General features: G+C 47.9%; 13 protein-coding genes and 1 pseudogene. 2 read left to right on the forward strand and 12 right to left on the reverse strand.

The genetic code is table 11. The annotated features are described in order from the left end of the window. Positions 1 to 403: 403 nt before the first annotated feature. Together ASL14_RS04500 and ASL14_RS04505 are read right to left on the reverse strand one after the other, a co-directional pair. A complete protein-coding gene (locus ASL14_RS04500; protein ID WP_134910606.1) occupies positions 404 to 1,489 on the reverse strand; it encodes a saccharopine dehydrogenase family protein in 1,086 nt (361 codons plus the stop codon). Then, entirely contained in the window at positions 1,476 to 2,261 is a 786-nt protein-coding gene (locus ASL14_RS04505; protein ID WP_189338263.1) for a class I SAM-dependent methyltransferase, read from the reverse strand. The genes ASL14_RS04500 and ASL14_RS04505 overlap by 14 nt, the downstream gene beginning before the upstream one ends. 310 nt (positions 2,262 to 2,571) lie before the next feature. On the opposite strand from ASL14_RS04505, the gene ASL14_RS04510 reads away from it, so the two are divergent. After that, positions 2,572 to 3,687 carry a LuxR C-terminal-related transcriptional regulator gene (locus ASL14_RS04510; protein ID WP_134910607.1) on the forward strand — a complete coding sequence of 372 codons (1,116 nt, stop codon included), beginning with the start codon at positions 2,572 to 2,574 and terminating at the stop codon, positions 3,685 to 3,687. Positions 3,688 to 3,789: 102 nt separating this feature from the next. Here the strand turns inward: ASL14_RS04510 and ASL14_RS04515 are convergent, their stop codons facing one another. The 6 genes and pseudogenes from ASL14_RS04515 to ASL14_RS04540 form a co-directional block, all read right to left on the reverse strand. Beyond that, on the reverse strand, positions 3,790 to 3,969 hold the full coding sequence (locus ASL14_RS04515) for a hypothetical protein (RefSeq protein ID WP_025682442.1): 180 nt from the start codon (positions 3,967 to 3,969) through the stop codon (positions 3,790 to 3,792). Between the two features lie 78 nt (positions 3,970 to 4,047). Next, complete coding sequence (locus tag ASL14_RS04520) at positions 4,048 to 5,100, reverse strand: NAD(+)/NADH kinase (protein ID WP_134910608.1); 1,053 nt, start codon at positions 5,098 to 5,100, stop codon at positions 4,048 to 4,050. Further along, a complete protein-coding gene (locus ASL14_RS04525; RefSeq protein WP_134910609.1) occupies positions 5,097 to 6,158 on the reverse strand; it encodes an SPFH domain-containing protein in 1,062 nt (353 codons plus the stop codon). The genes ASL14_RS04520 and ASL14_RS04525 overlap by 4 nt, the downstream gene beginning before the upstream one ends. 165 nt (positions 6,159 to 6,323) lie before the next feature. After that, positions 6,324 to 6,988 (reverse strand): annotated as a pseudogene (locus ASL14_RS04530) (HD domain-containing protein). A gap of 156 nt (positions 6,989 to 7,144) precedes the next feature. Next, positions 7,145 to 7,438, reverse strand: coding sequence for a hypothetical protein (locus tag ASL14_RS04535; protein ID WP_223264194.1), 294 nt, complete (start codon positions 7,436 to 7,438; stop codon positions 7,145 to 7,147). A 241-nt stretch (positions 7,439 to 7,679) separates the two neighbouring features. Next, positions 7,680 to 8,714, reverse strand: a complete 1,035-nt coding sequence (locus ASL14_RS04540) for an NAD(P)/FAD-dependent oxidoreductase (protein WP_134910610.1) — start codon at positions 8,712 to 8,714, stop codon at positions 7,680 to 7,682. Positions 8,715 to 9,089: 375 nt separating this feature from the next. Here ASL14_RS04540 and ASL14_RS29220 point away from each other — a divergent pair, with 375 nt between their 5' ends. Next, positions 9,090 to 9,386: a fascin domain-containing protein gene (locus tag ASL14_RS29220; RefSeq protein WP_335338622.1), complete on the forward strand. Its 297-nt coding sequence runs from the start codon at positions 9,090 to 9,092 to the stop codon at positions 9,384 to 9,386. An 83-nt stretch (positions 9,387 to 9,469) separates the two neighbouring features. Here the strand turns inward: ASL14_RS29220 and ASL14_RS04550 are convergent, their stop codons facing one another. The 4 genes from ASL14_RS04550 to ASL14_RS04565 all read right to left on the reverse strand — a co-directional run bounded on the left by ASL14_RS04550 (position 9,470) and on the right by ASL14_RS04565 (position 13,125). Next, positions 9,470 to 9,991, reverse strand: a complete 522-nt coding sequence (locus tag ASL14_RS04550; RefSeq protein WP_134910611.1) for a GNAT family N-acetyltransferase — start codon at positions 9,989 to 9,991, stop codon at positions 9,470 to 9,472. Positions 9,992 to 10,030: 39 nt separating this feature from the next. After that, a complete protein-coding gene (locus ASL14_RS04555) occupies positions 10,031 to 11,038 on the reverse strand; it encodes a phosphotransferase family protein (RefSeq protein WP_134910612.1) in 1,008 nt (335 codons plus the stop codon). A 2-nt stretch (positions 11,039 to 11,040) separates the two neighbouring features. Further along, positions 11,041 to 11,532 carry an 8-oxo-dGTP diphosphatase gene (locus ASL14_RS04560; RefSeq protein WP_134910613.1) on the reverse strand — a complete coding sequence of 164 codons (492 nt, stop codon included), beginning with the start codon at positions 11,530 to 11,532 and terminating at the stop codon, positions 11,041 to 11,043. Positions 11,533 to 12,165: 633 nt separating this feature from the next. Next, positions 12,166 to 13,125 (reverse strand): aldo/keto reductase, encoded by a 960-nt coding sequence (locus tag ASL14_RS04565; protein ID WP_134910614.1) that lies wholly within the window; start codon positions 13,123 to 13,125, stop codon positions 12,166 to 12,168. Positions 13,126 to 13,231: the final 106 nt, after the last annotated feature.

Below are 13,231 nucleotides of genomic sequence, written 5' to 3' on the forward strand. Positions count from 1 at the left end.
TTCGTTCTAATTTAACGGTTCAAAATACTTTAAAAAATGAAATAGTCTCTTCCAGATCCTGCGCTGCTCGGGAATATATCTGTGCACATATATCGGAATGAGCTTGGGCACGCACAGAAATTCACGTTTACATATGTCGACGGCATCTGCCGAATCTGTCGGTCTATCACTCCATTCGGGAGACCAGAATACATGTTGCTCCACATCAAAAATCATGCATTCTAGCGGCGAGTTGTATCCTAGTATTCCATTCGAATCTATCTGAGTTGTCTCAGGTCCTTCCAAAAATATGTACTTCTTTCTAGTGTAATCTAACAGGAAAAGAAATCCAAGACCTATCCGCAATGAGTTGCCGAATAAGCTTGGATGACATAAGTCCCTCTTGGGTCAGAAAATATGACTTCTATACATGCTGTCCATTCACCTGAATATCTACGGCTACCTGCTGCCCCAGCCATTCCCGCATGCGATTCCACGAAAAACACTGCTCCATGTGAAATACACCATGAGGAAGCTCAGAACGGTATAGCGCCAGCGCTGCAAAGACAGCTGCCTTGGCGGTTAAATCGGACTGATGATGTCCCCTTAGTTGGCATTCGACTTTCGTTTCCTTGCCATGGAGGGTTCCTCGCGCGTCTACCTTGACCGCCACCGCATTCCCTCCCAGATGCAGCTTGCTAAAGCTGCGAACTACTGCATTACGCACGGACGGCCGTCGGAGCAGACCCGATATTCCTGTGGTCCGAAGCCCTGCCAGAAGGCGGGTAGTCAACCGCGAATCGAAACACAGACGGGTGCTGACCGTAGGAATCCCGAGCGTATGTGGAAGTGTCTGCTGATCGGAAAAAGGAAAACGATATGCGCGATGGCGTCCCACACCTGCGCCGAAATCTGCCACTCGCCCGTCGCTAAAGCTTTTTCGAATCACCGGGCGCCCCTGTTCCATAACCTTCAAATCCGTATGAATCTGATCCACTGTCCATTCAATGGCAGCCTGACCGTGCTTGTCTCCCAAGCCCAGCATCAGAGATATGTTCAACTCATCCGTCTGATCCATAAGCTGCGTCGCTTGCAGCGCCAACAGATTCGTCAGTCCGGGGGCCAACCCCACACTTAGCAGGGCAGTAGCCTGATAAGCCCGTGCTTCCTGATGATACCGCTCGACCTGACTCAAGAAGGCTGCATTCGCGGTAATATCCATATAATGCACCCCATGCTGAAGGCAGGCACGTACCAAGTCTGTATTTTCCTGATCCAGACACATGATAACGATCTTGGCCTGCTTTAAAATCGACGGGGCTATCGGCTCATGAATATTAAGCTGTAAAGGCAGCACCTTACCACCCGATTGCTTGCTGAATTCAGTGGCACGTTCCATACTGCGTCCTGCGGCAAACACCTTGCCGGGAAACATTTCACTTAGTTCTGTGCATAAAATTTTCCCGACATGACCGTATCCGCCAATGATGATGATATTATCCTTTGTCATGAGTAGATTCTCCTCCTTTAACCGCAAACCACGCATTCACTAAAAAAGCACCAAAATACCGGGTGATATGGGTAAAGCCTGCATCCACCAGCATTTCCTGTATTGCCGTATTGGACACCGGGTCGGACTCACGTCCAATGGAAGCAGCGAATCGCTCCCAATCCTCCAGAGGAATGCCCTGATCCAGCATATGGCTTTTCCACGCCTGCATTTGAATGGCAAAAGCAGGCTCCTGTGGATTTCCATTGATGGAGGCCAGGCAAAAAGGCGCGCCCGGTTTGAGACGAGCGGATATCTGCTGTAGCAGTGCCCGTTTGCTCTCCAAGCTGTGAAGAAAATGAAGCACCAGCAGGCAGGTGGCCGCATCATAATTCAGCTCCGCGTGTACTTCCTCGGTCTGTTTTCCAGACTGCTCAATGGGCTGTTCCTGGAGTAGTTCTCCGTTAAGCTCTCCCAACGTACCTGTGACAAAAGATATTTTTGACCTTATACCCGCTTGCGCCACACGCTGACGTGCCAAATCCAGCATGCGTTCGGATGGATCAACTGCCGTAAAAGACCATGCCGAATGTTGTCCTCCGAGCGTGATCAGCTCCTGACCACCGCCAGCCCCGATGATTAGTACATTCGGATCTGCGGCCTGCGTGCGGGCCTGAGCCTCAAGCTGTGCAGTTATCAAGCGGTCAGTCATCTCATACAGATGAGCATATCCTGGTATTTTTAAAGCAATCGTGTCCGGGTACTTGCGTACATTCGGATCGTTCCAGCTCATAGACTGGTTAGGAATCGTATGTTCAGCGCTTGTATGATGACTGTTGCCTGTGTGATGAGCGTCCATAGGATCGTTTGGCTTACTGCTGCTATATTCCATATATCGTTCCCTCCAAAATTCGAATAGCTGGAAAAAGATGCGACTGGCCTTACATTTAGCCTTGATCTTCCCCAAGCATTCGTATATTGTTGATTTAATTAAGAATTATTCTCAATTATAACAACCACGCGTATATCCACCATCCCACAGATGTGGGATTTACTTCGATACACTTTGGCGAAACTCCAGCCTTTTACGATAGGAGCAATCTATGAACGCACAATACACACCATTAGCACAGCTAAAGGATGCTCGACAGCAAATCATTCGACTGGGAGAAACAGCTCCTTCATCCCAGGCGTACAAACATTCGCTAATCGATCGCTTACGTACTCAGGTTTCGTTCGATGCGGCATGCTGTACCTCGGTAGATCCGCATACGCTGCTTTCCACAGGTGCATTTACCGAATCTGGCGTGGGTGATATTCATTACAAGCTATTAGAATACGAATATCTGCACAATGATGTAATGAAATACGACCAGTTAGTACGGGAGGGGCAGTCCATAGCGTCTCTCAACGGAGCCACGGAAGGTGAACCGGGTCGGAGCGCACGGTACAGGGATGTTTTGCAGCCTGCCGGATTCGGGGATGAGCTACGTATTCCTTTAATGTACAAAGGAAGCTGCTGGGGATTCCTTACGTTATTTCGCCATCATACAAAGCCGGTATTTAGTGAAGAGGACCAGCAGCTTCTTGAAGCCTTAGCGCCGTCCATAGCCTACCATTTGCGTCAGGCCAGTGTGGGCTTATCTCCAGACCCCGGTATAATTATGGAAAATGATATGGAGCCAGGGGTTCTGGTGCTTTCCGGCAAGCTGGAGCCGATTTCCTCCAATCCAACGGCAGACCAGTGGTTAAATTTGCTTCGGCAGCAGGAAGGTATCGACGAAAGTAGCCTCCCCGCGCCCGTTCGGGCGGTATGCTTTCGGGCACTATCCACAGCCCTTCCGGGAGCTTTCACTACTTCCGCATCACCAGCCAAACTATGTATTCCCTCCGCAGACGCGGGAACCCCGTGGGTAACACTCAGAGCCACCCTCCTTCAAGGCGGACAGGGAAGTAATGGTGAGCATCAACTTGCTGTATGGTTTGAACCTGCTAAAGCCTCTGAAATGCTTCCGCTTATGGCCGAGATGTATGCATGGTCCGAGCGGGAAAGACAAATTGTCCGGCTCATTGTTCAAGGCTTATCGACCCGAGAGCTGGCAAGCGCACTTCATATTTCAGCCTACACGGTGCAAGATCATCTGAAAGCGATTTTCTTGAAAACCGATGTAAGCAGCCGCCGTGAACTGGTATGGAAGGTATATTCCAGATTCAACTAATTTCAATTCTCCTATGCCACAATAAATGCATGCCAAAAAGACAGATGACCCGATTAAGGATCATCTGTCTTTGCATGTCTGCTCTCTTTGTTCGCAAGAGTCTTATTGGTTCGAAGAGGATTTCGTATCATCGTAGGACACAGGTGAAGGCTTCGCAATCCATTCGTCAGCCTCCGGCTCGATATCTACCCCGTTTTCCAGCTTATTTTTCTCCATCAAGGAATCTCCGTCCTCGTTCTTCTTGTTGCGGATTTTCGCTTCGTCTTGAGTGTGGTCGCTCATATTGATTCCTCCTTTTTAACTTCATCTGATTGATGTGTACCTTACTCATAATTCCCCATTGCCGCCCTGTGCAAACCTCTACACGACCAGATGCCCTTTTTTCTCTGCCGGACCAATGGTCGCCTCAATCCCGGCATTAAACTCCAGAAAGTCGCTTTCTACTCCATCGCTGAAAATGACTCCATGTTCCGGCATCTGCGAAGCAATCCGCAGCGGTTTTTCGGCTGCCACCTGACCAAACACCAGATCCGCAGCAGTCGTCCGACTGGGAAAGGGCTCTCTCACCGTAAAATATAACGATGGCGAACTCCACGTTGCGCGGTTATCATGATGATCGTTATCATTCCCGCTATAGTCGCGCCCGTTGCTCCCCCGGCTTCGTCTTCGCCCATCTGCCGCTGCTTCTGGATGGAAGGCTGCGCCTGACATCAGATGATCTGGGGTCAGCGAAATTGGGCGCATCGTAGCGCTGCCGACAATTCCGGCTGCCCCGACAAGCACGCTGGTCAGCCAGCCCGTCGCGCCCAGCCCCGTCGACACGATGATGCCGCTGGATGACTGCTGCTCTACCTGATCCTCCAGCCTCAGCTCATATCTTGCAGAAACATGAGTTTTGCGTCCAATGAACAAATCGTTCACCGCATACAACGACTGACCGTCATTGAGCTGGGCTTTAGCCAGCGTAACCTCCTTGATCGGACGTTTGTGTACGAACACATCTGGCACAACCCAGCGCAAATCCGATACCGTAAATGGCAGCAGTACCCCGTCCCAACGCAATGGATCTGGATTCACACCGATCAACGGCTGCTCGGTCAAGTATTTTAACGTGTTAGCCACCAGCCCGTCCTGACCCAGCACCACCACTGTATCCTGCTCACCAAAAATAAAGTTGGGCACATGCTCCCGCTCCACAATCTGAACCCGCCCCAAGGCTGTCAGCTCCGAAGTTGCCGTTGCTACCGCTCTGCGGTAATTTTCATCCTCCAGCACATAATCACTAAAATCCGCGCCTAGCCGTTCTATAAAAAACCGGGCCTGCTGTACGGTATTATACCGGACAATCAGCTCCTCCAGACGTGTTTTACGCTTCACCAAAATGATCTTGTGCTCTGTCATCCGACTGCTCATCGCACTCTTCCTCCCGATCCTCTCGTTCCTTCCGATCCGCCTGTCCCCGTACCCGACATCAGACCTTGCAACAAATCTGGTGTAATGTTTAACTGACCGATTTTTCCTGCATTTTCTGCAAGCTCCTGGAATGCAATGGCAATCAGCTTATCCGGACTCATATCCATGTTTGCCATAGCCTGAAGCACGTTCGGCTCAACATCCTGCAACGATTTCATGACTGCTGTCAGCTCATAGGCTTTGGCATCGGCTTCCGCCTTTTTATTCGTCACGGTCAGCTCAATCAGCTCACGTTTTTTCTCCTCCAAAGCCGTGTCAAAACGTAGTTGCTCCTCCTTCATCTCGCTTTGCTTCTGCTTTACTGAACGTTCGGCATCGAGCTGGGTTTCGCGGATTTGCTTCTTTTTCGTCTCTACTGCAATTTCGGTATTCAGCTCGTTCTCCTTCACACGCCGCTCTTGCTCAATGGAAGCATTCCGACGCTCATACAGGGCGTGATCCGCATTGCGAAGAATTTCCTCCCTCGCCTGTGCCTCCAATGCTCTCATCGTTTCTTTATTCGGCAAAATCGCCAAAATCGACAGGCCCATAACCTCAATGCCGAGCTTTTCGATTTCCGCATGCTGAGCGATATCTTTTGTCATGCTTTGAGCCAAACGTTCACTGGATTGAACAGCCTCTTTGAGCGGGATACGCTCCAGATATTTTTTGGTGAGCACCTTGGCAATGTTAATCACCCGTTGGGCCAGCTTGCCCGGATCATCCGAAATGTAGCGTTTGGTCTTCAAATCATACGTATAATTCAAAATCTGCGTCGTTCTCCGGTAATCCACAATCCGATAGGTTAGTTGCCCCTGCACAGTCACCGCCTGAAAATCATGGGTCATTTCCTCAAATATGAACGGCACATCAATAGAAGATACAGGAGCAACGACGACCGAGGTTGTTGGAGCGTAATAATAAAAAGATAATCCCACCCCTTCCCGAACTACCTTCCCGTTTCTCACCTTCATCACATACTCACTGGGCTGAAATTTCACAAAATTAAATCCGAACATGGCAGATGCCTCGCCTTCGTTATAGTTTTTATTATTTTGTTATTATCAATTAGTTATTAACAATAAAATAGCACACATCCTCGATAATATCAATATGACATTTATATAAAAAAGCTGCTTCCCCTCCGATACACTCGGTTAGAGGAAACAGCCTTATTGAAATTCTTATTTATCATCCACATTCCACTCTCTGTAAAACTGCTCCAAATACATCTCTATCCATTGATGCCGGACAGCCGCCAACTCCTTGGCATACGCGGTATTCATTAAATCCTTGAGCTTTAACAGCTTTTCGTAAAAATGATATATAGCACTTTTCCCCGTAGCACGATAAGCATGCTGTGAAAATCCTTTTCCGGGTGATGCATCATACTGCCTTTTGAGCCTGCATACATAAAAGTCCTCGCAATGCCAATCGCTCCAAGTGCATCCAACCGATCTGCATCCTGCACAACCTGACCTTCCAGCGTATTCATAGGCGGATTTTGCCCACCGTTGTAGGACATTGTAGCGATAATGGTCATCACATGCGTAATCACGTCCGAATCGCTTACATGCAGACGCAGCCAGTGCTCCACTTTATCCAGCCCCGCTTGTTTGGAGTCGTTTAATTTTTCATCCGCTACATCATGCAGTAGCGCTGCCAGTTCACAAATAAACGTATCTGCGCCTTCTTTGGCAGCAATTTCGAGGGAAAGCTTTCTCACCCGGTCAATGTGCCACCAATCGTGACCACTGTGGTCATGCTCCAACTGCTGCTGTACAAAGGGTTCTGCCTTTTGAATAATATCTGCTAAAATAGCTTCCTGTTGCTCTGTTCGATTCTCCATAAGTCACCTTCCGCTCCCGCCCTTGTATTCCATGGCAGGCTATTTTAATTTCTAATCCTTGTTCTTTTGCTTATTCATTTGCTTGCTACGGATCATCGAAAGCGCCTTGCGGGCTGCCAGCTTCCCATTCGGCATTTCCGTGCTCCACCACTTCTTTTAATCGATCGGTTGCTGGCTCATACCCGTGATGTCCCAAAAGGGTACATGCTCGTCCTGTACATACATATCCTCATCATCCAAATAGGGAATCAGCGAATCCAATTCGCTGACAATTGGTTTAAGCACCTCGAACTGCGCCACCCACTCCATGACCCCGACAAGCTCTTGTCCACTCAAGAGTCGAAACTGAAACTCCCGTATACTCTGCTCCTTGTTATGTACATGCAAAGCTTCCAATGTATCATCAGGCAGACGAATAGCTAACCGTTCAAGTTCCTCTCGTATACTCATTTTTTCACGCTCCTTATTTCTCTATTCAAAATACTATAATAAGGCCGAAATGGACAGGCCATCTTTATTTTATTCTATATCATTGATGGCATCCAACCTCTGGATGAAAAGTCAGTGGACATGCAAAAAAAAAGAACTTCCAAAACCACTCTAATAGTAGTCACGGAAGTTCTTTTGCATTTTGCCTACCCTATCCCTATCCCTATCCCTATCCCTATCCTATTAAACTTATTTTCGCATCTTACTCCACGACACCAAGCTCGCGGTTTTTCTCCTTGAAACGGCTGTTGTGGGAAGATACATAGGCCACTTTATCTGCTGCGGGATCAATGTACAGCTTGGCGCTATTCAGTGCAAGAGCAGCATCCGTGAATGTACCTGCAATCAGATACAGCTTGCTTCCGTACTCCACAAAATCGCCTGCGGCAAAAATTCCCGGCAGATTCGTTTCCAGCTTCTCACTCACTCTGGCGTGCCACTCACCCATATCCAGTCCCCAATCCCGAAGCGGGCCGAAGTCGGATTTCAGACCATGATTCACAATGATTGCATCGACGTTCAATATCTGTGTTTCACCCGTCTCTATATGGCTGATCGTCACCTGTTCAATCGTCTCGCCATTGTTACTATGTAGCTGGCTCACCGCGTAAGGTGTCAGGACTTGGACAGAAGACACTTTCATGCGAACTATATTTTTCTCATGTCCGCCAAAATGCTCTCGACGATGGACTACCGTCACACTCGCGGCAATAGGCTCCAGCTCATTCGCCCAATCCACAGCCGAGTCTCCTCCGCCAGAAATCAGGACATGCTTGCCTCGGAACGGCTCCAATTCTTGCACAGTATAATGCAAGTTCGTAACCTCATAGCGGTCAGCGCCTTCAATCTCCAGCTTGGCCATTTTGAGAATGCCATAGCCTACTGCCAAAACTATCGTACGTGTCCAATGCTGTTCCCCTGTCGCAGAAGTCAGCAGGAACGTTCCATCCTCTTGCCGATCCAAACCTGTGATCTGCTGTCCCAGCACAATCGTAGGCTCGAATGTCCGCGCCTGCTGCTCTAGCTGATCGATCAGCTTTTCACATAATATCGGCGTGACACCTCCAACATCCCAAATCATCTTCTCCGGGTAAATGCGCATCCGTCCGCCCAACTCATGCTTGGCTTCGATCAGCTTGGTCTTCATATCCCTCATTCCGCTGTAAAATGCGGTATACATACCGGCAGGACCACCGCCGATTATCGTTACATCATATAATTCCAAGGACTCTGTCACTCTGCAACTCTCCCTATCTTAACGTGATATGTCTGCTTCTATTATAAGTGATAATAATTATCAATATCAATTAAAAATTAAAAACATATCCGCTTCGAAGGCTTTTGCGACCTTGGAACTACATTTTTATACGGTTTATATGGATGTTACTTTTTCTCATTCTCCTGAGGTATTCAGGGATTGCTGCACTATAGCACGCAACGCTTTTTCAGCTATCCTCCATCCCTTGCTTATATGTGATCGTCGGATCTATGAGTTTGGCTGCGTTTCTACGCACATGCACCATGATATGGTTGATAATACCACCCATACTGTTCGTTTCCGCCTCACCAACGTGCCATAGCGTACCGTTTTAAAACGGATGATCAAAGTAATATTAAAAAGCCGGAAACCTTTACGCTGGAGTATATAGGCAACAAGCTGTACACCTTTAAGTCCGAAAGAGCAGGCTCCTACGTATCCGTAGGCGATGATCAGCTACTTACCACCGGAAGTGCAACAGCAGGAAATGCAGAGAAATTTATCGTTTCCCAAGCGGCTAACCGATTAATTACACTGCAATCGCAAGAGAATCATCTTTTTGTGAGCGTTACGAGCGATAACCAACTGCGTGCCAGTGCATCAGCCAGCAATACAGATAACGAACGGTTTATTGTATTGCATCAAAAATAAACCTCTCCATCGTAATCTGCGAAAAGGCGAGTCCACATTGCTATCAAGCAAAACGGGCTCGCCTTTTTTATGCCATAATCTGCTTACAGTTCTATCCAAAATCGGTTCATACGCTTCCCGTCTTCCTCTACGTAATCCCAGTCCGGCATGCCCCCGTTTCGGAGGATTGTCTTTTTGGAGGCAATATTATCGGAGTCGCATACGACCAAAGCTCTGGAAATCCCCAGCTCTTTTGCTTTTTCCAGTGCCAACGCAAGCATAGTAACCGCGTAGCTATTCCCCCGTGCGGAAGGACGGATACCATAGCCGATGTGCCCTCCGGCATTCAACAGCTTTTCATTAAGATTATGCCTGATGTTCACCGCTCCGACGACCTGCTCAGTGGCAGTCACCAGCCAGTATGTTGAGGTTTTGACCCAGCCCTCAGACAGACCAATTCCATTTTCCTGATTACTCAAAAACGTCAGCATACCTTCAAAATCATACGGTTCTGTAGAAATCACCCACGGTACCATAAGCTCCTGACTCTTTTTCCAATCCTCATAAAAAGAAAGATAGGCCTCTTTCCTTACGTTTTCCGGCTTTACCAATCTGACTGTTTGCACGTCAATCACTTCCTCATATTAAAATCTCAATTCTTCTGCTTAGTGTTCATAACCCTCAATATCCGTGAATTTCCGAGCCCAATCTGCAAAAGATAGCTTGTCATCCCAAGTGACCTGCTTCATCGCTTTGGCACAACCCCAATTTAAAATCTGCTGATGCAGCATATGCACCCGGAAGCGCTCAACAAATCCTTTTTTGTCTTCCATCCCTTTCAAGTAAGCTGTAAGAAAACGTCTGGCCAGCTCTTCCTCTCCATTCTCCAGATACATTATGGTTATTTTCGGAAGGTCTGCAACCTCGTCCCCAAAATAGGCTGTTGTAAAATCAAAAAGCCCGCTGACTTTCCAACCACCATCGCCGTTTTTAACAAGGAAATTTTGCGGTTTAAAATCTCCCATTACAAATGTGTTGGTATTCAGTTGATCGAATACTTGGCGTGAGCCTTCCAATATGCCCTCTACCCATGCTATGTCCTGCACGGAAATGTCTGAGTATTTTCGGGCATCCTCTAGCCAGTAACGGATACGTCCATATAACCACACCCGATAAGAGACATCAAAAGGACGAATGGCTAGGCTGGATGTATCCAGCTCACCACTATCCTCAACCTTCCAGCTATGAAGCTCCAGTAGCACAATAGCCAGCATTTCAGCCATCTGTTGTTGATCAGGCGGTGTCAGTCTCGCTTGAAGCTCGGGCGTATGTATATGCTGACCGTCTAAACAAGGCATAATAGAATAGCTCCAGCCAAAAATATCCTCGGTTTCATCCACAAGATACGGTGCAGGCGCAGGAATTTGAGTCCTTGTATGTAGTTGCTCCACTATAAACTGCTCTTCCGCCCATTGCCCTTGAAAAAGCGGGTTGCCCTTCAACACAAATTGTCCAGCCGTTGAAGAAATATAGAGAGTTTGTTCCATGACGCCTTCTGGCGTTTTCCCCGAAGATCGCAGGCGACCCAGATTGAAACGATCCAGCATCCTCTGCAATTGGTCATCTGCTACCTCCCCCAACCGGTTAGAGGAAAAATAAATGGTCGTCGTCATTTCTACACCCCATAGTTTTTGACCGTTGCTTCCAAAGTTTCGTCGGTATCCGCCAGCCAAACCAAACTTACCTCAAACGTTCCCGGCTCGAAAAACAACGGAAATCTCCGCTTAAACCAATCCTGCATCGGCAAGTCTAGCGCTTCCTTCATATCTACCCATAGCAGTTCTCCCTCAGGAGGATTTTCCAGTAATTCTCCTTCAGATGCCGTAGCTAAATAGTTAAAGACCATATATCTTAATCCTTGGCTCGGGTCGCAATATTCGTCAATTCCTTTAAATACAATCTCCGTAACCGTTAGTCCGGTTTCTTCCTTCACTTCACGAATGGCTCCATTGACAATGCTCTCTGGAAACTCTACTTTCCCTCCTGGCGCAATGTAACCCGGAAAGCCTTTTTTATCCGGTCTGTTGATGAGCAATACCTTGGTTCCGTCCTGAATCATGCACATCGTATATATTTTGTGTGTCACTTCTGTGGTCAATCCGATCATACCTTTCTTTATAACTATTCTTTAGTAGTATAACTTCTATCTTTCCAGCCGGTACCGCGTGGTTAAATATGGTATTCTCCAACTTTAACGCGTTATTTTATATCGCGCAATAACTCAAACCATAGACTGGATCAAAGAATTCATGCCTTAAAATGTATTGGACGTTCAAAATAAATTGAAATTCAGCCTACCTATACGGCGGGACTTACTGGACATGAGCTACGAAGCTTTCTCAGCCACAAGCAACCAATCAAACCAGCGACTTTATCGTCACCGTTTCGAACATTGGCGCCTTGGTTGTTGCTCCCGTGCTTGGCATGATCACCGATGCAACAGGCAGTGCGACAGCAGCCATCATCGTTATCGGAGTTGTGACTTTGGCCAGTATAATAGCTGCTTATTTCTCCAAAATTTAAAAACCGAACCAGAATTTTTGTGTCGGTGCATCATCGAAAAAAAAGACCGTTTTTCCGTAAAGCCGTTGGTACTACCCAGCGACTTCAGAAAGAAACGGTCTCATAAAAAGCTCTACTGTAATGCCAATATCTACTTCATATTGCCAGTGGTGCCATTGCACAGTACCAAAGCAAAGAGTCTTGTAGCACTGCGTTTGTTATAGCCCCATTCAGGTTCTTAGACATGACCACCGGGATAGCGGAAACCTGCGGCAAAGCCTTTTGGCGAGATGCGTTCGATCTCCGCAAGCTCGGCTTCCGACAGGGAAACCTGTAGAGCGCCAAGATTTTCCTGCACTCTTTCCAGTCTCTTCGTTCCCGGAATCGGGACGATATGATCCCCCTGTGCCAGTAGCCATGCCAATCCCAACTGAGCGGCAGTGCAGTCTTTTTGGGCTGCGAACTTTTCGATCAGGGTGACGACCTCCAGGTTTTTGGCGAAATTCTCGCCCTGGAATCGCGGAAAGTGACGGCGATAATCATCCTCTGGCAGATCGTCGAACTTCTTGATCTGGCCCGTGAGGATGCCTCGACCTAGTGGACTATACGGCACAAAGCCGATTCCCAGTTCCTTCAGAAGCGGCAGAACTTCGTCTTCCACTTCTCTGCTCCACAAAGAGTATTCGGTTTCCACCGCAGTAATCGGATGCACCGCATGGGCGCGACGGATCTGCTCGGCAGTCGCTTCCGACAGGCCAATATAACGGATTTTTCCTTCCTTGACCAGATCGGCCATCGTTCCAACGGTCTCTTCGATTGGGGTATTGGGATCGATCCGATGCTGATAATACAGGTCAATATAATCAATCCCGAGATGAAATAGGCTGGCATCTACGGACTTTTTAATATAAGCCGGATCTCCCTTGGGACCCTGAGTGTGCGTTATCCCGAATTTAGTCGCAATCACAACCTCATCCCGTCGACCCTTGAGTGCCCGTCCAACCAGCTTCTCATTACCTCCAAACTGTTGCTGTGCGTACTCCTCACCGTAAATATCTGCTGTATCGAACAATGTCACACCCAGATCCAGCGCTCCCTGAAGCGTACGTACCGACTCCTCGTTGTTCGGCATCATCATTGTGCCCAGACCCAGAGCCGACACCTCCAGCCCTTCGCGTCCCAGTTTTCTTTTCTGCATATTATGGCTCCCTCTTTTCTTTGGGGTAATGGATGAATTGAACAATACTCATTCTAATCCACCTGTAAGGAGGCAACCACAGTATGTTTATGCTAGTAACAAGATT

Origin of the sequence: Paenibacillus sp. IHB B 3084, from assembly GCF_001447315.1 — a bacterium.
Taxonomy (GTDB): domain Bacteria; phylum Bacillota; class Bacilli; order Paenibacillales; family Paenibacillaceae; genus Paenibacillus.